Raw genomic sequence first — 18,560 nt, 5'->3', positions numbered from 1 at the left:
AAACCTGGGGTGAGCCGCCGCCGACCCGGCCTGCCGCGACGGCACCTTCGCCTTCCGCATCCTGCCCTGCGGCAATGCCGTGGTGGCGGTGCAGCCCAGCCGCGGCCACGGGCCCCGACAACCTCCCAGCACCACGATCCCGATACGCCTCCCAGCCACGGCTATCTCGCCTTCCACCTGTGGCTGCGCCATGCCGTCGGCATCCATGCCCTGGTGCAGATCGGCGCCCACGGCACGCTGGAATGGCTGCCGGGCAAGGCGGTGGCGCTGTCGGCAGACTGTTGGCCGGAGATCGTCGGCGGCGCCCTGCCGACCCTCTATCCCTTCATCGTCAACAATCCCGGCGAGGGCGTGCAGGCCCGCCGCCGCCTCGGCGCCGTGCTGATCGGCCACCTGACCCCGCCGCCGGTCGAATCCGGTCTCTACGGCGAGCTTGCCGCCCTGGAAACCGCCATCGACGAGTATTCGCAGGCGACCGGGCTCGATCCGCGGCGACTTGGCATGCTGCGCGAGACGATCCTCGACCTTGCCTGGAAATCCGGCGTCGCCGCCGACTGCAACCTACGCCCTGACGACGATCCCGACGCCATCCTGTCGCGGCTGGACGCCCATCTCTGCGATATCAAGGAGCTGCAGATCCGCGACGGCCTGCACGTCTTCGGCCACAGCCCGACCGGCGACCGCCGCGACCGCCTGACCGCCGCCGTTGCCCGCACCGCCGATCCGCTCGCCGTCGCCACCGCTGTCGATGCCTGCGGCGAGGCGGAGATGCGGGCGTTGCTCGAGGGGCTGGACGGCCGTTTCGTGCGTCCGGGCCCTGGCGGCTCCCCGGCGCGCGGGCGCGCGGACACGCTGCCGACCGGCCGCAACCTCTATGCGCTCGACCCGCGCGGGGTGCCGACGCCGACCGCCTGGACGCTCGGCTGGCAGGCGGCGGACGCGCTGATCACCCGCCATCTCCAGGATCATGGCGACTGGCCGCGCCGGCTGGTGGTGGATTGCTGGGGCACCCCGGCGATGCGCACCGGCGGCGACGAACTGGCCCAGGCGCTGGCCCTGCTGGGCGTCCGCCCGATCTGGGAGAACGGTTCCGGCCGCGTCACCGGCTACGAGATCATGCCGGCCGGCGTGCTCGGCCGCCCGCGGGTGGATGTGACGCTGCGCATCTCCGGCCTGTTCCGCGACGTCTTTCCGCAGCAGATCGCCCTGTTCGACCAGGCGGTGCGCGCCGTCGCCGGGCTGGACGAGCCGGACGACACCAACCCGCTGGCCGCCACCGCGCGGGCCGCGGAACGGCGCCTCGCCGCATCCGGCACCGCTGCCGAGGACGCCCGCCGCTGGGCCACCGCCCGCATCTTCGGCGCCGCGCCCGGCATTTACGGCACGGCGCTGTCCGGCATGATCGCGCGCGGCGATTGGACGGCGCGGGCCGATTTCGGCGCCGCCTATCTGGAGGGCGGCTGCCACGCCTATGGTGCCGGGCTGGAGGGGTACCCCTGCCGCTTTGTTCCGTCGCCGGGTCGGCGGGGCCGACGCGCTGGTCCACCATCAGGACCAGCGCGAGCACGACGTTCTGTCCACCGACGGCTTCATGCAGTTCGAAGGCGGATCGCCGCCGCCGCCGCGCTGGAGGACTCCGAACCGGCGCTCTATCATCTCGACAGCGCCGATCCGGAAAAGCTCGCCGTCCGCACCCTGGCGGAGGAGATCGCCCGCACCTTGCGCGGCCGGGCCGCCAACCCGCGCTGGATCCGGGGCATGATGCGACACGGCTATCGCGGGGCGGCGGAGCTGGCGGCCGGCGTCGACACGCTGTTCGCCTTCGCCGCCACCACCGATGCCGTACGTCCCGCCCATTTCGACCAGCTGTATGACGCGTACGTCGAGGATGCGGAGGTGTGGACTTCCTGTCGCATGCCAATCCGGCCGCCGCCCGGCACATTCTGGCGCGCATGAGCGAGGCGCTCGACCGCGGCTTGTGGCATCCCCGCCGCAACTCCACCGCGGAGGATCTGCAGCGCCTCCGGGAGACCGCCGCATGACCAACCCTGTCGCCAACCAGCCGAGACGCCGCGGCACCTGCCCCGGCGTGCTGGCGCCAATGCGGGTCGGCGACGGGTTCCTGCTGCGCGTCCGCGTCCCTGCCGGCGTGCTGCCTGCCGGGCATGCCCGCCGCATTGCGGAACTGGGTGATCGTTACGGCAACGGTTTGATCGACCTCAGCCATCGCGGCAACCTGCAACTCCGCGGCATCGCCGACGACGCGCTGGAACCGGTGACCGACGCCTTGCGTGCCATGGGCTACGTCTCGAGCGACGAGGCGAGCGAGGCGGTGCGCAACGTCCTGTGCTCGCCCACCGCCGGGCTGGACCCCACAGCGGCGATGGACGTACGGGGAGGGAGTGGCACGTACGCTCGACGCGCGGCTTGCGGAGGATACGGTGCTGCACGGCCTGCCGCCGAAGTTCGGCTGGCTGGTCTGCGGCGGCGGGTTCGGGCATCTGGCGGACAGCAGCACGGATGTACGGTTCGATGCGGTGGATGCCGAGCGGTTCCGGGTGTCGCTGGGCGGGACGCTGGCGAAGGCCGCGCTGCTGGGCTTGTGCCGGGCCGAGGATGTGGCGGACGTGGCGTCGGCGCTGGGGCGGGCCTTTCTGGAGTTGCGCGCGTCGCTGCCGGAGCCGCCGCGCCGCATGGCAGGACTGGTCGCGGCGATTGGAATTGAAGAGATCGGCAAGCGCCTCTCCCCCTGACTTCTCCTCTCCCCCGTTCACGCGCAAACTTCGTTTGCGCTGACGCGACAGGCGGACCTCTGGTCCGCAGAAAGCGGGAGAGGATCGGTGAGGGTGACGCATCTCATGGATCTCGGCGATGCCGAACCCCTCATCCTAACCTTCTCCCGGGGGAGAAGGGATGCCGCGTTGGGGTAGCGCCGGCCTTCCTCACCATCGCTTTCCCCTTCGGCCGCCTCACCGCCGGCACCCTCGCCGCGCTCGCCTCCGCCTGCACCGAGATCCGCATCACCCCCCTGGCGCGCCTCCTCCTCCGTCGCCCCTGCCGCCGACGCCGAAGGCATTGCCAAAGCCCACAGCGCCATCCTGTCGCACACCGACCGCCGGCTGAAGCTGACGGCCTGCAGCGGGCCGGCGGTTGCGATGTCGGCACCACCGACACCCATGCTACCGCGCTCGCCATCGCCGACCGCGCTGGCCACTTGCTGGACGCGGTGCGAATGGTGCATGTGTCGGGCTGCGCCAAGGGCTGCGCCCATCCCGCCATCGCCGATGTCACCCTGACCGCCCGCGACGGCGTGTATGACGTCGCCCTGAACGCAAAACCCGGTGACGCCGCCAGCGATATGCAAGGGCACACCGGCCTGTCCCCGCCGACGCCGTGGCCCGCGTCGCGGATCTGTTGACCGAGGAGTCCACCGGTGCCTGAGCCGCTCTACGACTATATCCGCGACGGAGCGGCCATCTACCGCCAGTCCTTCGCCACCATTCGGGCGGAGGCCGACCTGTCCGCCATCCCCGACGACCTGAAGCCGGTGGCGGTGCGCGTCATCCACGCCTGCGGCATGGTCGATGCGGCGCAGGACCTGCTGTTCTCCACCGACGTCGGTGCCGCCGCCCGGACGGCTCTTCGATCCGGCGCGCCGATCCTCTGCGACAGTGAGATGGTCGCCCACGGCGTGACCCGCGCCCGCCTGCCGGCCGACAACGCGGTGGTCTGCACGCTCCGCGATCCCAACGTGCCCGATCTGGCCAAGAGCATCGGCAACACCCGCTCCGCCGCCGCGCTCGACCTGTGGGGCGACCGGCTGGGCGGCTCGGTGGTCGCCATCGGCAATGCGCCGACGGCGCTGTTCTATCTGCTGGAAATGCTGGCCGCGGGTGCGCCGAAGCCGGCGGCGATCCTGGGCTTCCCGTCGGCTTCGTCGGCGCGATGGAAAGCAAGGAGGCGCTGGCAGAGAACCCCTTCGGCGTGCCCTATCTGGCGATCCGCGGCCGGCGCGGCGGCAGCGCCATGGCCGCCGCCGCCGTCAACGCCCTGGCGAGCGACGTGGAATGAGCGGCGAAATCCCCACCCCCAATCCCCCTCCCTGGGCACCCTGTTCGGCGTCGGCGTCGGCCCCGGCGACCCGGAACTGATGACGCTGAAGGCGGTGCGCACCATCGGCGCCTGTCCGGTCGTCGCCTATTTCTGCAAGCGCGGCACGAGGGGGCAGGCCCGCCGCATCGCCGATCAGGCTATCAGGTCCGACCAGATCGAGCTGCCGATGGTCTATCCGGTGACGGTGGAACTGCCGCCGACCCACCCGGACTATGGCCGTCAGATCGAGGCCTTCTTCGACGAGTCCGCCGAGCGCATCGCCGCCCATCTGGCCGCCGGCCGCTCCGTCGCCGCGCGCTGAACGAGGGGGATCCGTTCTTCTACGGCTCCTTCATGCACCTGTTCCTGCGGCTGTCCGGCCGGTTCGCGACGGAGGTCATCCCCGGCGTCACCAGCATGGTGTGCAGCGCGTCCCTGCTGCCGCGCCCGCTGATGCTGCGCGACGACGTGCTGTCGGTGATCCCCGGCACGCTGGACGAGGAGTCGCTGGTCCGTGCCCTGACCGCCGCCGATGCCTGCGTGGTGATGAAGCTGGGCCAGAATTTGCCGAAGGTCCGCCGCGCCATCGCCGCCGCCGGGCTGGCCGAGCGGGCCTGGTACGTGGAGCGCGCCAGCATGGACGAACAGCGTTTCATGCCCTTCCTGGAGGCGCCGGACGTCGCCCCTACTTCTCCCAGATCGTCATTCCGGGCGAGGGCAAGCGGGGATGACTGGTTGGCTGAAAGTCGTGGGATTGGGCCCCGGCCCCGAGGATTGGCTGACGCCCGAGGCCCGGCGCGATCTGGCCGAGGCGACCGACCTTGTCGGCTATTTCCCCGTCGACCGCGTGCCGCCGGGGAATCAGGTACGCCATGCCTCCGACAACCGGGTGGAACTGGACCGCGCCCGCTTCGCGCTGGATCTTGCGGCGCAGGGCCGGCGGGTGGCGGTGGTTTCGGGGCGGCGACCCCGGCATCTTCGCCATGGCCGCCGCCGTCTTCGAGGCGCTGGATGATCCGGACGCCCCGAGGCGTGGCGTGCTGTTCCGCTGTCCGTCGACCCCGGCGTCTCCGCCATGCAGGCGGCAGCCGCGCGGGCCGGGGCGCCGCTGGGTCATGATTTCTGCGCCATTTCGCTGTCCGACAATCTGAAGCCGTGGAGGTGGTGCTGCGGCGCCTGCGTCTGGCGGCGGAGGCGGATTTCGTCATCGCGCTCTACAACCCGATCTCCCGCGCCCGGCCCTGGCAGCTTGGCGCCGCCTTCGACGCGCTGCGCGACATCCGCGCGCCTGAGGCCCCCATCGTCCTGGGCCGCGCCGTCGGCCGCCCGGACGAGGAGCTGACGGTGACCACGCTGGGAGAGGTGCGGGCGGAGCAGGCCGACATGCGCACGCTGGTCATCATCGGCGCCTCGCACACCCGCTTTGTCGCGCGGGCGGACGGCGGGCGCTGGGTGTATACGCCCCGGCACTATCGGGGGTGAGGATGGGTGTGACGAACAACCCACCGCGAGTAACCCTCTCCCCCGGGGAGAGGGCTGGGTGAGGGGACGCGCGGCGAGGATTCTCCGGAAGGCACGCGGTGCATCCCCTCACCCCGACCCTCTCCCCGGGGGAGAGAGGGAGATTCTGCGGGTAGGGGCCTCACATCCTCTCCAGCCACCCCACCGCGTCCTCCACCCCGTGCAGTTCCGCCACACCGTTGCCCGCCGGCCGTTCCACCATCACCACCGGCAGGCCCAACTCCCGCGCGGCCTGCAGCTTCGCGTCGGTGGCGCGTCCGCCGCTGTTCTTGCTGACGACCACCTCCACCCGCTCCCCGCGCATCAACGCCAGTTCGCCCTCCAGGGTGAAGGGGCCACGGTCGAGAATCAGGCTCATGCGCGGCAGGGCCGGCATCGGTTCCGGCGGGTCCACCGCGCGGATCAGGTAGCGCTTGTCGGGCATCGCCTCGAAAGCCGCGACCTCCTGCCGGCCGATGGTCAGGAACACGGTGTCGCCCAGGTCGCGCAAAGCCAGTGCCGCAGCAGCCATGTCCGGCACGGCGATCCAGCGGTCGCCCGGCCCCGCCACCCAGGCAGGCCGGGTCAGGACTCGCAACGGCATACCCGCCCGCGCGCAGGCCGCGGCGGCGTTGGCGGAGATCTGATCCGCGAAGGGATGCGTCGCGTCGATCACCACCTCGATGCCCTCGGTGCGCAGGTAATCGATCAAGCCCCCCATCCCGCCGAAACCGCCGATACGGGTCGGCAGCGGCGGCAGCACCGGATTCTTCGTGCGGCCGGCCAGCGACACGCGGGCGTCGATGCGCGGATGGCCGGCCAGACGCTTTGCCAGCGCCGTCGCCTCCGTCGTGCCGCCCAGGATCAGGACCTTGACCAATTCCCCCTCCCCACCCCTCAGGATCGGCGCCATGGATAGCATGGGAACGCCCCGCTGGCTCAGCATCGTCGGCATCGGCGAGGATGGCTGGGACGGTTTGTCGCCTGCCGCCCGCGCGGCGGTGGAAGGCGCGACCATCCTCTATGGCGGCGCCCGTCACCTCGATCTCGTGCCGGTCGTTGCGGGACAGGAACGGCTGTCCTGGCCCTCGCCGATGACCGACGCCTTCCCCGGACTGATTGCCCGGCGCGGACAGCGGATCTGCGTGCTGGCGAGTGGCGATCCGTCCTGGTACGGCGTCGGCGCCACGTTGTCGCGACTCGTTCCGGCTGCGGAAACGACCGTGATCCCGGCGGCCTCCGCCTTCAGCCTCGCGGCATCCCGGCTGGGTTGGCCCTTGCAGGACTGCCGCTGCCTGACCATCCATGGCCGCCCGCTGGAGCAGGTCGTTCCGCATCTGCAACCGAATGCCAAGCTGCTGCTTCTTTCCTGGGACGGAACGACTCCGGCCAAGCTGGCCGCCCTGCTGCGCGCCCGCGGCTTCGGCGCTTCGCGCCTGACGGTGCTGGAGGCGATGGGCGGCCCGCGCGAGGCCCAGCTGGAGGCCACCGCAGACGCCTGGAGCGCGGAACGGGTCGCCGATCTCAACACCATCGCGCTCGACTGCGTCGCCGCACCCGGCGCCCGAATCCTGCCGCTGGCGCCCGGCCTGCCCGACGATTGGTTCGAGCATGACGGCCAGATCACCAAGCGCGAGGTGCGCGCCGTCACCCTGTCCTTCCTGGCGCCGCGCCGGGGCGAACTGCTGTGGGATGTCGGCGCCGGGTCGGGCTCCATCGGCATCGAATGGATGCTGCGCGACCCCGCCAACCGCGCCATCGCCGTCGAGCATCACCCGGAGCGCATCGCCCGCATCCTCGCCAACGCCGCGACCTTTGGCGTGCCCGGCCTGACGCTGGTGCGCGGCAAGGCCCCCGTGGCATTGGATGGGCTGGAGCGGCCGGACGCCATCTTCATCGGCGGCGGGCTGACTGCGGATGGCGTGCTGGCGGCCTGCTGGGACGCCCTTCCCCCCGGCGGCCGGATCGCCGCCAACGCGGTGACGCTGGAAAGCGAAGCGGTGCTGTTCGACGCGCACAAGCGGTTGGGCGGCGACCTGACCCAGATTTCGGTGGCGCGCGCCTCGGCGGTCGGCGGTTTCCGCGGCTGGCGGGCGGCGATGCCGGTCACACTGTGGCGGGCCGAGAAGCCGTATGCGGAGGGCGCATGGACCGCATGACGTCCGAAGCCCTGCTGTTCGGCCCAGTCTTCGTCGGGCTGGGCTGCCGCCGTGGCTGCGGCTGGGAGGAGATCGCCGGTCTGGTCGCCGCCGCCTTCGACGAAGCAGCCCTGCCCGATGCAGCGCGCCAGTTGGCGGCCCTCGCCGCCCCGGCGATGAAGGCCGACGAGGCCGGATTGGCGGAGGCCGCCCGCGCGCTCGGCCTGCCGCTGCGCTTCATCGAGGAGGACGCGCTGCTGGCCGCGCAGGACCGCGTCCACACCCGCTCCGCCACCGTGTTGGCCGCGGTCGGGCTGGCGTCGGTCGCGGAGGCCGCGGCGCTGGCCGCCGCCGGGCCGGGATCGCGCCTGCTGCTGCCGCGCCGCTCCACCCCCCGCGCCACCGTGGCGCTCGCCCTGCCGGCCGTCGCTCTTTTGGAGACCCGTTCATGACCGTCCATTTCATCGGTGCCGGACCGGGCGCTCCCGACCTGCTGACCCTGCGCGGCCGCGACCTGATCGCGCGCTGCCCGGTCTGCCTCTATGCCGGGTCGCTGGTCCCGAAGGAGATCATCGCCCATGCCCCCGCCGATGCGCGGATCGTCGACACCGCGCCGCTGACGCTGGAGGAGATCGTCGCCGAGTTCCAGGCCGCCCACACCGCCGGCAAGGACGTCGCCCGGCTGCATTCCGGCGACCTGTCGGTCTACAGCGCGCTTGGTGAACAGACCCGCGCGCTGCGGGAACTCGGCATCCCCTACACCATCACCCCAGGCGTGCCGGCCTTCGCCGCCGCGTCGGCCGCGCTGGGGCGGGAACTGACCCTGCCGGAGGTCAGCCAGACGCTGATCCTGACCCGCACCGAGGGTCGCGCCTCGGCGATGCCGGCGAACGAAACGCTGGAGGTGCTGGGCGCGTCCGCTGCCACGCTGGCGATCCACCTGTCGATCCACGTCATCGACCGGGTGGTGGAGCGGCTGACCCCGCTCTACGGCGCCGACTGCCCGGCGGCGGTGGTCTATCGCGCCACCTGGCCGGACGAGCGGGTGCTGCGCGGCACGCTGGCCGACATCGCGGAACAGGTCGCGGCGTCACCGATGGAGCGCACCGCGCTGATCCTGGTTGGCCCGGCGCTGGGTCATGAGGAGTTCCGCTGCAGCGCGCTCTATGACGGCAGCCATGTGCGGCGTTACCGGGGGCTGGGGGAGTGAGGCTTGCCCAAGCCAGCACCAATCTCCTTCTCCCCGGGGGGGAGAGGGTTCATGGGCGCGGGAGAGGGAGCACACCCCACGATGCGCCCCTGCCGGTCGGTGACCAGCACCTCGACCGCGACCGGCGCATCCTCCAGCACATTCTGCGCGGCGCGGCGGGCCAGTTCGGCGACATGATCGGCCAGGGCCAAGCCGGCGGCGTCCGCCATGCCCAGCACCTGCGCCGCGGTGTTGGCGCCGCGCGCTTGCGCGATCAGATCCGTCCCGGCGCCCAGTTCCGCCAGCCGTTCGGCCAGCCAGTCGAAGTCGACGCTGTTGCGCTTGCTGTGCAGGTCCATCAGCCCGCGCGCCAGCTTGCCGAACTTCGCGAATCCGCCGCACAGCGTCAGGCGTGGAATCGGGTGCCGGCGCAGGTACTTCAGCGTGCCGCCGACGAAATCGCCCATGTCGAGCAGCGCCTGTTCCGACAGGCCGTAGCGCGCGACCACCGCCTTTTCCGACAGGTCGCCGGTGCAGGCCGCGACATGGGTCAGCCCGGCGGCCCGCGCCACGTCGATGCCGCGCTGGATCGAGGCGATCCAGGCCGCGCAGGAATAGGGTACGACGATGCCCGTGGTTCCCAGGATCGACAGCCCGCCCAGAATGCCGAGCCGCCCGTTCATCGTGCGCCTGGCGAGCTGCTCGCCATTCTCCACCCCGACCTCGACCACCAGATCCGCAGGCTGGCCCGCCTCGGCCGCAGCCTCCCTCACCGCCTGCGCGATCATGCTGCGCGGCACCGGGTTGATGGCAGGCTCGCCGACGGCCAGCGGCAGGCCGGGCAGGGTCACAGTGCCGACGCCGGGACCGGCGCGGAATGTCACGCCGCTGCCGGGCGCGCCGCGCCAGACCCGCGCCCGCACCAGCGCGCCATGGGTAACGTCGGGATCGTCGCCGGCATCCTTGACCACGCCGGCCATGGTCCAGGGACCGTCCGGGATGCCGTCCGGCCCCTCTCCCCGCTCCGTCACCGCCAGGGCGAAGGCAGGGGTCTGGCCGCCGGGCAGGGTCACGGTCACCGGGTCGGGGAACTCCCCGCCGAACAGAGCCTCAGCCGCCGCCCGCGCCGCGGCGGTGGCGCAGGTTCCCGTCGTCCAGCCGCGGCGCAAGGGTGTAGCATGCTCCGGCATGCCGTCTCCGGCATCCGCCACGCCGCCTTCCGTCTTCTCCGAGCCCGAGTCCGCGTTCATGTCGTTTGAGTCGTCCATTCCCGAAAGCGTCCTGGTCCCCTTCGCCCCCGGCAGCGTCTGGCTGGCCGGGTCCGGCCCCGGCGACCCCGGCCTGCTCACCCTGCTGGCCCTGCAAGGTCTAAGGCAAGCCGACGTCATCGTCCATGACGCGCTGGTCGGCGAACGGATCATGGCGCTCGCCAGCCCGTCGGCAAGGCTGGAGTTCGCCGGAAAGCGCGGCGGCCGTCCCTCCGCCCATCAGGACGACATCACCAACCGCCTGATCGAGCTGGCGAAGGAGGGACATCGCGTTCTGCGCCTGAAGGGCGGCGACCCCTTCGTCTTCGGCCGCGGCGGCGAGGAGGCGCAGGCGCTGGCGGCAGAGGGCATTCCCTTCCGCATCGTACCCGGCATCACGTCCGGCATCGCCGGCCCGGCCTATGCCGGCATCCCGGCGACCCACCGCGACACCAACCAGGCGGTGATCCTGGCGACCGGCCATTCGCTGGGCGGCGGGCCGGACTGGCGGGCGCTGGCCGCCACCAAGGCGCCGCTGATCCTCTATATGGGCTGGAAGGCGTTGCCGACCATTGCGACGGAGCTGATGGCCGGCGGCCTGTCCGCCGACACCCCCGTCGGCGTGGTGACGGAGGCGACGACCGCCAACCAGAAAAGCCTCGTCACCAGCCTCGGCACCTGCGTCGCCGATCTGGCGGCGAGCGATCTGGAACCGCCGGCCATCATCGTGATCGGCGAGGTGGTGCGGCTGCGCCCGGCGCTGGAATGGCTGCCGGGCCAAATGGCGCTGCAACATGGCTGATGGTCTCATCATCGCCGCCCCGGCCTCGGGCACCGGCAAGACGACGCTGACGCTGGGGCTGCTGGCGGCGCTGCGCGCCCGCGGCGTGGCGGTGGGGGCGGTGAAGTCGGGGCCGGACTACATCGACCCGGCTTTCCACCGCGCCGCCACCGGCCGGCCGAGCGTCAACCTCGATACATGGGCGATGGGGCCGGATCTGCTGGACGGGCTGGCCGCCCGCGCCGCCGAGGGCGCCGAGCTGCTGGTCTGCGAAGCGCTGATGGGCCTGTTCGACGGCGTCGCCGGGGTCGGTGCCACCGGCACCGGTTCGACGGCGGAGATCGCGGCGCGCACCGGCTGGCCGGTCCTGCTGGTGGTGAACGCCAAGGGCCAGTCGCAGTCGGCCGCGGCCCTGGTCAAGGGCTTCGCCACCTACCGCGACGACGTGACCATTGGCGGCGTCGTGCTGAACAATGTCGGCAGCCCGCGCCACACCGCCCTTGCCGGCACCGCCATCGAGGCGCTGGGCATCCCCCTGCTGGGCGCCCTGCCCCGCGCCCCCGACCTCAGCCTGCCCGAGCGTCATCTCGGCCTCGTCCAGGCCGACGAGACGGAGGGGCTGGCCGACCGGCTGGCCGCACTCGGCCGCTTCGTCGCCGAGCATGTCGATCTCGATCGCGTCGTCGCGCTGGCCAAGCCGTCACGGGCCGGACGCGGCAGCGACGCTCCCGCCCTGCCGCCGCTGGGGCAGCGCATCGCCATCGCACAGGATCCCGCCTTCACCTTCGTCTACCCGCACCTGACTGCCGGCTGGCAGGCCGCCGGGGCGGAACTGCGCTTCTTCTCCCCGCTGGCGGACGAGGCGCCGCCACAGGACGCGGACGCCGTCTATCTGCCCGGCGGATATCCGGAACTGCATGCCGGCCGCCTCGCCGCCAACCACGTCTTCCGCGACGGCCTGCGCGCGGCGGCGGAGCGGGTGCCGGTCTATGGCGAGTGCGGCGGCTACATGGTGATGGGCGAAACGCTGGAGGATGCCGACGGCGTCACCCACCCGATGACCGGGCTGCTGGGCGTGCGCACCTCCTTCGCCAAGCGGCGGCTGCATCTGGGCTATCGCCGGGCGGCCCTGCTGGCCGACGGGCCGCTGGGACCGGCTGGATCCCCGCTGATGGGTCACGAGTTCCACTATGCCTCGACGCTGTCGCGCGGCGAGGACGCGCCGCTGCTGCAGGCCACGGCGGCGGACGGCAGCGACCTCGGCGATCTCGGCAGCCGGCGCGGGCTGGCATTGGGGTCCTTCGTCCACCTGATCGCGCGGGGATGACGGCGCATGGATGAGGACTTCACCCCGGCGGAACGCGACGCGCTCTACAAGGCGATCTTCTCCCGCCGCGACGTGCGCGGGCAGTTCCGTCCCGACCCGGTGCCCGACGAGGTTCTGAACCGCGTCCTGCTGGCCGCCCACCACGCGCCGTCGGTCGGCTTCATGCAGCCGTGGAACTTCATCGTCATCACCGACCCGGCCGTGAAGTCGCGCATCCACGCCGACTTCGCCCGCGCCACCGAAGAAGCGGCGGCGATGTTCGAAGGCGAGCGCCGCAGCCTCTACAGCCGCCTGAAACTGGAAGGCATCCGCGAGGCGCCGGTGAACCTGTGCATCACCTGCGACCGCGAGCGCTCCGGCCCGGTGGTGCTGGGCCGCACCCACATGCCGGCGATGGACCTCTACAGCTGCGTCTGTGCCGTGCAGAATCTGTGGCTGGCCGCAAGGGCGGAAGGGCTGGGTGTCGGCTGGGTCAGCATCCTGCACGAGGACGCGCTGAAGGCCGCGCTCGGCATCCCGGAGCGGATCGTGCCGATCGCCTATCTCTGCCTGGGCCACGTCACCCATTTCGAAGCGACGCCGGAACTGGAAACCAAGGGCTGGCGCAAGCGCCTGCCGCTGGAGGATCTGGTGTTCAGGGATCGGTGGGAGGAGGCGGAGGGGACAGGTTAATCGGAGCCAACACCCACTTGATGCGACCGTCATCCCCGCGAAGGCGGGGATCCAGCTTTCCAGCTCAAGCGCCTGATCTGCCTGGATTCCCGCCTTCGCGGGAATGACGGCCGAGAACGGGGCTTCTAGGCGCGGATCACTCCACTCGCAGCACCGGCCCCACCCAGCGCCCCAAAAACGCATCCTCCGGCCCCGCCACCACCGCCGGCTTGGCCGCCATCAGCAATTGCAGCAGCGCCGTGTGCAGGTCCGTACAGGCGGACAGGTCTACCCGCGGCGCGGCGGTCGCCTCCAGCCATTCGGCGAGCGGCAGGGCATCCTCCACCGTGCAGGAAGCCTCGAAACGGGCAAGATCGGCGTCATAGCGGATCGGCATCACAACAGCTCCCGCAGATCGAGCACCAGGATCAGCCGGCCGTCGCCCAGCACCGCCGTACCGGCATAGCCGCGCAGACCCCGCAAAACACCGGTCATCGGACGCAGCACCACGTCGGCGCGCTCGCCGACATCGTCCACCGCCACCGCGACCGGCCCGTCGCCCAGTTCGGCCAGCACCACGCAATCGGCCTCGCGTACCCGATCGTCGTCAGGCTGGCCCAGCAGACGGCGCAGGCGGACCAGCGGCATCACCCGGTCGCGCAGGACGACGCTTTCCGCCCGCTTCACCGCACGGATCTCTGTTCGCGGTACCCGCTGGACACCGCCGACCAGCGCCACCGGGATGCCGTAGAGCGATCCCGCCGCCTCCACCACCACCACACGGGTGATGCTGAGCGTCAGCGGCAGCGAAAGGCGCACGCGGGTCCCGCTGCCGGGGGTCGAGGCGATCTCCACCCGGCCGCCGGCCCGCTCCACCGCCGCCCGCACCGCATCCATGCCGACGCCGCGGCCGGACAGGTCGGAGACACTGCCGGCGGTGCTGAAACCGGGGGCGAAGACCAGCCGCACCGCGTCGTCATCGCTGAGCGCCGCGGCGGCGTCGGGCTCCATCAGCCCCTTGGCGGCGGCGGCGCGGCGCATCGCCGCCGGGTCGATGCCGGCGCCGTCGTCCGACACCTCCACCACGACACCGCCCTTGTCCTGATAGGCGCGGACCCGCAGCGTGCCGCCCGCCGGCTTGCCCGCCGCCGCCCGCCGTTCCGGCGCCTCGATGCCATGGTCCAGCGCGTTGCGCACCAGATGCAGCAGCGGCTCGCCCAGCACGTCGAGGATGTCCTTGTCGGCCTCCGTCTCCGCCCCTTCCAGCACCAGCTCGACCGTCTTGTCCAGCCGGCGGGCGGTGTCGCGCACCAGCCGGGGCAGCGGATCGAACACGCGCGCCAGCGGCAGCAGCCGAAGCCGCAACGCCGCATGGCGCAGGTCGCCGACCAGACTGTCCAGCCGGGCTTCGAAGCTCTTCAGGTCGCGGGCCATCTCCCCATCCCCGGCGCGGCGGACCAGCGGCCCCAACTGCCCCTTCACCACCGACAGCTCGCCGACCAGCGCCATCAGCGCGTCCATCCGCTCCGGCTCCACCCGCAGGGCGCGGCGCGGCGCGGCGGTGGCGGGACGGGGCTCGGCCATGGCCGGCATTTCCGCAGGTCCATCGGCCAGAAACCGGCGCAGCGTCGCGGCATCGGCGCAGGCGGCCTCCACGCTGGTGCGCTCCGTCGGCTGCCCCAGCGCCGTCAGGATCGCGGCGACCGCCCGCGCCACCGCGGCGCGGCGGGAGTCGCGCTCGGCGGCGTTGCCGGGAAGGTCGAGGATGCGCGCCTGCTCCTCCAGCATCGCCGCAGCCAGCGACTCCGGCGGTGCCGCGGACGGAACAAACACCGGCGCCAGCGTGACGCTGCCGATCCGCACCTGATCGGGCACGCTGCGGAAGGCCGGCGTGACCGCCTCCACCCCGGCGCCGCTGAGCGCGCGGAAGCGCAGGAGGCAGCGGTAGGGGTCCATCTGCGCCAAAGGCGGCAGCGGCTCCGACGGCTCGATCCGCAGCAGCCGCAGGTCGGGAACCCGGCGGAACAGCGCCAGCGGATCGTCGCCGGTGAAGAAGCATTCAGGATCGGGCGTGTAGTCGATGGCGCTCAGCGCACCCTCGCCCACGGCGGCGCGCTCCGCGTCCGTCAGCGTAGCCACCCAGGGGAAAGCGTCCGCCTCTCCAGCGGAAGCCGCCGTCCCAGCCGTCGCTTCGCTGCCGGCCAGCCCGCGGACCAGCGTCTCCGCGGTCTCCGCCGCATCGGCGGGCAGTGCGCCGGCCTCTTCCAGCGCCGCCACCCAGCGGGCGCACTGGTCGAGCGCGCGGAACAGCCGGTCGGCCAACTCTGGCGTCATTGCCCGGCGGCCGTCGCGCAGCAGCGACAGCGTGTCCTCCCCGGCATGGACCAGCCGGGTGAAGGGCGGCATGTCGAACAGGCCGCTCGCCCCCTTCAGCGTGTGGAAGGCACGGAACAGCTCGTCGACCGACGCGCGGTCGGCCGGGTCGCGCTCCAGCGCCAGCAGGGCGGCGCCGGCGGTCTCCAGCAACTCCTGCGCCTCGACGACGAACTGGTCGAACAGCTCGCTCATGGCGCGTCCTCCGTGTCGGGCGGCCGTCCGGTCAGCAGCCGTGCCGCCTCCACCAGCATTTCCGGCCGCGGCGGCTTGACGATGTACCAGTTGGCGCCGGCCAGCAGCGCCTGCTCGCGGTCGCTGTCCTTCGATTCCGTGCTGATCATGATGGCGGGCACGTCACGCAGGCTCGGGTCGCGGCGCAGGACGCGCAACATGGTGTAGCCGTCCATCTTGCGCATGTTGACGTCGACGATCACCAGATCCGGCGGCGCGGCCATCGCCCGCTCCAGCCCCTCGATGCCGTTCACCGCCTCGTCCACCACGAAGCCGTCGGCTTCCAGCACGCGGCGGCTGAAGGCGCGCACGGTCACGGCGTCGTCCACCACCAGGATGCGCGGCCCGCTCACGCTCCGCCTCCGTCGGCCGGCTTCTGGTAGAGGATGGCGTCGGGGAAACGGCGCGGGACGAACAGCGAGGACATGCGGCTCATGCTTTCCGAATGGCCGAGGCAGACGAAGCCGCCCGGCGCAAGGGCATCGTGGAACATGCTCGCCGCCTCCCGTCGGCCCAGATCGTCGAAATAGATCAGCAGGTTGCGGCAGAAGATCACGTCGATCCCGCGAAACCCCCGCACCTGCTGCGGGTCGGCGATGTTGACCAGCGAGAAATCGACCGACTCCCGCAGATCCTCGACGATCTGCCAGCGCGGCCCTCCGGTCTCGGCCGCACCGCGCAGGGGCTGGAAATATTTGGCGCGCAGATGGGCCGGCAGCCCCTGCAGGGCGCGCTCGTCATAGATGCCCTCGCGCGCGCGTTCCAGAACCGCGCTGTCGATGTCCGACGCCAGCAGCTCGATCTCGTAATCATCCACCCGGCGCCAGTTTTCCAGCAGCATGATCGCGATGGAATAGGGTTCCTCGCCGGTGGCGCAGCCGGCCGACCAGATGCGCAGCCGCGACCCCTTCGGCCGTCCGCGCACCAGCTCGTCCAGCACGGAATTCACCAGACAGTCGAGCTGGTACTTCTCGCGGAAGAAATAGGTCTCGTTCACCGTCATCAGGTTGACGAGCCGCTGAAGCTCTTCCCCCGACGCTTGGAAGCGCAGCAGGTTCATATAGGCGCGCAGGCCCGTCGCGCCGACCGCCTGCATGCGGGCGGCGACGCGGCGGTCGACGAAATAGCGCTTGGCCTCGGTGAAGGACAGGCCGGTGCGGTCCCGCAGGAAGCCGCAGAGCGTCGCATAATCCTCCTGGGACAGGCCTTCCGGCTCGGCGTCGGTCACTCCGTTCACCCGCCGAGGAAGCTGGACCGGGCGGCGTCGACGGCGAAGGCGACGAAGGCGTCGCCGGGGAAGCGGCGGGCCAGCGTCTCCAGGCTGGACAGCGCCTCCGGACTGCCGGCCTCGGCCAGCGCCTCCACCGCGGCGAGGCAGACATTCACGTCGGCGTCGCGCTCCATCACCCCTGCCAGCCAGTCGGCGCGGCCGGGATGGGCGAGGCTGCCCAGCCCCTGAACCGCGAAGATGCGCAAATCGGCGTCGGCATGGTCGAGCAGCGGCAGCAGCGCCGGGGCGGCGACCTCCGCCGGCATCTGCTGCAGGCTTTCCAGCGCCGCGTTGCGCAACGCCGCATCCTCGCGGTCGAGGAAGGGGATCAGCGCCGCCGCCGCGTCGGGCGTGGCGATGCGGGCGAGCGCGGTCAGGATGGCCTCGCGCACACCGGCATCCCCCTCCGACTGAAGCCGGTGGGCGAGCGCCGCCTCGGCACCCGGCAGCGACGCATGGCCCAGCGCATGGGCGGCGTCTCGGCGTACCGCGGCGTCGGCATCCTCGAGCGCAGCCAGCACGTTGGGCCGGGCGCCGGTCGCGGCCGGGGCCAATACCGGGGCCAAATCCGGGGCCAGTTCCGGAGCGGCCTTCTTCTTCACCAGTCCCATGGCGTCACTCCTCAATCGATCCCGGTGCGCCGGCCGGCAGGCATCAGCCAGCGGGTAAGCTGGCCGGCGATGCGGCCCGACGGCAGCACGACGCCGGCGCCGCCGCGCCGGATCAGGTCCTGCGGCATGCCGAAGACGACGGCGCTGTCCTCCGACTCTGCGATGGTGCGGCCGCCGCGGGCGTGAATCTCGGCCATCGACGCCGCCCCGTCATTGCCCATGCCGGTCAGCAGCACCCCCACCAGCCGCTCCGGCGGCAGCAGCCGCAGGGCGCTGGTCACCAGCCGGTCGGCATTGGGGTGCCAGGGCCGGTCGGGCGAGGCCGGCACGCAGACCGCCTGAAGCCGACCGCCGCGCCGCGCCAGCTCGACGTCGGCACTGCCGCGGGCGATGCAGACCATGCCCGGTGCCAGCACCGTCGCCCGCTCCACCTCCACCACCTTCAGCGCGCACAACTCGTCCAGCCGGCGCGCCAGCGTCGCGGTGAAGGCGGCCGGCATATGCTGCGCCACCACCACCGGCCAGGGGAAGCCGGCCGGCAGCAGCGGCAGGATGTCCTCCAGCGTGCTGGGTCCGCCGGTGGAGACGCCGACCAGCACCACCCCCTCGCCCTCGCCGCCCGCCGCCGCTGTGGACGACGGTATCGTGAGAGGAACAGTGGGCGGTACCGCAGGCGGCATCCCCTCGGGCGCCACGAAATCCTCCCCGGCGATGCGGGCGCGGGCCAGCCGCAGCCGTTCGCGCAGGCCGCGGACCCGGCGCGGGCGGGAGGATGCGGCGGCGCGCACCGTCTCCACCAGCTCCTCCCCGATGCGGCCGATGGAGCCGGCGGCCGGCTTCTGCACCGCCTCCACCGCGCCGAGCCGAAGCGCCTCCAGCGTCTCCTCCGCCCCCGCGCCGGTGAGGGCGGAGACCATGACGACCGGCTTGGGATGCTCCACCATGATGCGGGCAAGGCAGGTCAGCCCGTCCATGCCGGGCATGGTGACATCCAGCGTCACCACGTCCGGATCGACGACCGGCAGGCGCGCCAGGGCTTCCTCCCCCGTCGCGGCGGTCTCCACCCGGAATCCGGCCTCGCTCAACAGATCCGCGATGCGCCGGCGCATCAATGCGGAATCGTCCACCACCAGCACCGTCAGCACGC

General features: G+C 72.0%; 21 protein-coding genes and 3 pseudogenes. 16 read left to right on the top strand and 8 right to left on the bottom strand.

Features of this window, described 5'->3' with window-relative positions; all coding sequences use genetic code 11:
* Positions 1-9: 9 nt before the first annotated feature.
* From PWS46_RS24185 to PWS46_RS24140, 10 genes and pseudogenes are all read left to right on the top strand, one after another.
* A complete protein-coding gene (locus tag PWS46_RS24185) occupies positions 10-1,956 on the top strand; it encodes a cobaltochelatase subunit CobN (protein ID WP_434624147.1) in 1,947 nt (648 codons plus the stop codon).
* Positions 1,899-2,042, top strand: coding sequence for a cobaltochelatase subunit CobN (locus PWS46_RS24180; RefSeq protein ID WP_434624145.1), 144 nt, complete (start codon positions 1,899-1,901; stop codon positions 2,040-2,042). Before PWS46_RS24185 ends, PWS46_RS24180 begins: the two co-directional genes overlap by 58 nt.
* A pseudogene (locus tag PWS46_RS24175) lies at positions 2,039-2,236 on the top strand (precorrin-3B synthase); the annotation flags it as partial. The gene PWS46_RS24180 and the pseudogene PWS46_RS24175, both read left to right, overlap by 4 nt.
* Before the next feature lie 166 nt (positions 2,237-2,402).
* Positions 2,403-2,753 carry a hypothetical protein gene (locus tag PWS46_RS24170; RefSeq protein ID WP_434624430.1) on the top strand — a complete coding sequence of 117 codons (351 nt, stop codon included), beginning with the start codon at positions 2,403-2,405 and terminating at the stop codon, positions 2,751-2,753.
* 479 nt (positions 2,754-3,232) lie between these two features.
* Entirely contained in the window at positions 3,233-3,418 is a 186-nt protein-coding gene (locus tag PWS46_RS24165; protein WP_434624143.1) for a hypothetical protein, read from the top strand.
* 15 nt (positions 3,419-3,433) lie between these two features.
* Positions 3,434-4,071: pseudogene (locus tag PWS46_RS24160) on the top strand (precorrin-8X methylmutase).
* A gap of 79 nt (positions 4,072-4,150) precedes the next feature.
* The gene (locus PWS46_RS24155; protein ID WP_434624141.1) at positions 4,151-4,414 is read left to right on the top strand and encodes a hypothetical protein; all 264 of its coding nucleotides are present in this window, start codon (positions 4,151-4,153) and stop codon (positions 4,412-4,414) included.
* A gap of 32 nt (positions 4,415-4,446) precedes the next feature.
* Positions 4,447-4,689 (top strand): annotated as a pseudogene (locus PWS46_RS24150) (SAM-dependent methyltransferase); the annotation flags it as partial.
* Positions 4,690-4,819: 130 nt separating this feature from the next.
* Positions 4,820-5,107 carry a hypothetical protein gene (locus PWS46_RS24145; protein WP_434624428.1) on the top strand — a complete coding sequence of 96 codons (288 nt, stop codon included), beginning with the start codon at positions 4,820-4,822 and terminating at the stop codon, positions 5,105-5,107.
* A gap of 146 nt (positions 5,108-5,253) precedes the next feature.
* On the top strand, positions 5,254-5,574 hold the full coding sequence (locus PWS46_RS24140; protein ID WP_434624426.1) for a hypothetical protein: 321 nt from the start codon (positions 5,254-5,256) through the stop codon (positions 5,572-5,574).
* A gap of 160 nt (positions 5,575-5,734) precedes the next feature.
* Here the strand turns inward: PWS46_RS24140 and PWS46_RS24135 are convergent, their stop codons facing one another.
* A complete protein-coding gene (locus PWS46_RS24135; protein WP_434624139.1) occupies positions 5,735-6,472 on the bottom strand; it encodes a cobalt-precorrin-6A reductase in 738 nt (245 codons plus the stop codon).
* Between the two features lie 40 nt (positions 6,473-6,512).
* Between PWS46_RS24135 and cbiE the strand changes: the two genes are divergently transcribed.
* The 3 genes from cbiE to cobM are packed head-to-tail and all read left to right on the top strand — an operon-like array spanning position 6,513 to position 8,940.
* On the top strand, positions 6,513-7,751 hold the full coding sequence (gene cbiE / locus PWS46_RS24130; protein ID WP_434624402.1) for a precorrin-6y C5,15-methyltransferase (decarboxylating) subunit CbiE: 1,239 nt from the start codon (positions 6,513-6,515) through the stop codon (positions 7,749-7,751).
* Positions 7,739-8,182 carry a cobalamin biosynthesis protein gene (locus PWS46_RS24125; protein WP_434624137.1) on the top strand — a complete coding sequence of 148 codons (444 nt, stop codon included), beginning with the start codon at positions 7,739-7,741 and terminating at the stop codon, positions 8,180-8,182. The genes cbiE and PWS46_RS24125 overlap by 13 nt, the downstream gene beginning before the upstream one ends.
* Positions 8,179-8,940 (top strand): precorrin-4 C(11)-methyltransferase, encoded by a 762-nt coding sequence (gene cobM / locus PWS46_RS24120; protein ID WP_434624135.1) that lies wholly within the window; start codon positions 8,179-8,181, stop codon positions 8,938-8,940. The genes PWS46_RS24125 and cobM overlap by 4 nt, the downstream gene beginning before the upstream one ends.
* Here the strand turns inward: cobM and PWS46_RS24115 are convergent.
* Positions 8,919-10,109: a cobalt-precorrin-5B (C(1))-methyltransferase gene (locus PWS46_RS24115; protein ID WP_434624400.1), complete on the bottom strand. Its 1,191-nt coding sequence runs from the start codon at positions 10,107-10,109 to the stop codon at positions 8,919-8,921. The genes cobM and PWS46_RS24115 overlap by 22 nt on opposite strands.
* A 58-nt stretch (positions 10,110-10,167) precedes the next feature.
* Here PWS46_RS24115 and cobA point away from each other — a divergent pair, with 58 nt between their 5' ends.
* Genes cobA through bluB form a run of 3 tightly spaced genes read left to right on the top strand, consistent with a single transcriptional unit; the run spans position 10,168 to position 12,946 of the window.
* Positions 10,168-10,968, top strand: coding sequence for a uroporphyrinogen-III C-methyltransferase (gene cobA / locus PWS46_RS24110; RefSeq protein ID WP_434624133.1), 801 nt, complete (start codon positions 10,168-10,170; stop codon positions 10,966-10,968).
* Positions 10,961-12,274, top strand: a complete 1,314-nt coding sequence (locus tag PWS46_RS24105) for a cobyrinate a,c-diamide synthase (protein ID WP_434624131.1) — start codon at positions 10,961-10,963, stop codon at positions 12,272-12,274. Before cobA ends, PWS46_RS24105 begins: the two co-directional genes overlap by 8 nt.
* Before the next feature lie 6 nt (positions 12,275-12,280).
* Positions 12,281-12,946, top strand: a complete 666-nt coding sequence (gene bluB, locus PWS46_RS24100) for a 5,6-dimethylbenzimidazole synthase (protein WP_434624129.1) — start codon at positions 12,281-12,283, stop codon at positions 12,944-12,946.
* 136 nt (positions 12,947-13,082) lie between these two features.
* Here the strand turns inward: bluB and PWS46_RS24095 are convergent, their stop codons facing one another.
* From PWS46_RS24095 to cheB, 6 genes are read right to left on the bottom strand one after another with little or no spacing between them, the layout of a single operon-like run.
* Positions 13,083-13,322 (bottom strand): hypothetical protein, encoded by a 240-nt coding sequence (locus PWS46_RS24095; protein WP_434624127.1) that lies wholly within the window; start codon positions 13,320-13,322, stop codon positions 13,083-13,085.
* Positions 13,322-15,493 carry a chemotaxis protein CheA gene (locus PWS46_RS24090; RefSeq protein ID WP_434624125.1) on the bottom strand — a complete coding sequence of 724 codons (2,172 nt, stop codon included), beginning with the start codon at positions 15,491-15,493 and terminating at the stop codon, positions 13,322-13,324. Before PWS46_RS24090 ends, PWS46_RS24095 begins: the two co-directional genes overlap by 1 nt.
* A complete protein-coding gene (locus tag PWS46_RS24085) occupies positions 15,490-15,885 on the bottom strand; it encodes a response regulator (protein ID WP_434624123.1) in 396 nt (131 codons plus the stop codon). The genes PWS46_RS24090 and PWS46_RS24085 overlap by 4 nt, the downstream gene beginning before the upstream one ends.
* On the bottom strand, positions 15,882-16,760 hold the full coding sequence (locus PWS46_RS24080) for a CheR family methyltransferase (protein WP_434624121.1): 879 nt from the start codon (positions 16,758-16,760) through the stop codon (positions 15,882-15,884). The genes PWS46_RS24085 and PWS46_RS24080 overlap by 4 nt, the downstream gene beginning before the upstream one ends.
* 5 nt (positions 16,761-16,765) lie before the next feature.
* Positions 16,766-17,413, bottom strand: a complete 648-nt coding sequence (locus tag PWS46_RS24075; protein ID WP_434624120.1) for a HEAT repeat domain-containing protein — start codon at positions 17,411-17,413, stop codon at positions 16,766-16,768.
* 11 nt (positions 17,414-17,424) lie between these two features.
* Positions 17,425-18,558, bottom strand: coding sequence for a chemotaxis-specific protein-glutamate methyltransferase CheB (cheB, locus tag PWS46_RS24070; protein WP_434624118.1), 1,134 nt, complete (start codon positions 18,556-18,558; stop codon positions 17,425-17,427).
* Positions 18,559-18,560 lie beyond the last annotated feature (2 nt).

This window comes from Azospirillum sp. B2RO_4 (assembly GCF_051124815.1).
Taxonomy (GTDB): Bacteria; Pseudomonadota; Alphaproteobacteria; order Azospirillales; family Azospirillaceae; genus Azospirillum.
The sequence above is the reverse complement of the archived record's forward strand: the minus strand, read 5'-3'. Positions and strand labels throughout refer to the sequence as shown.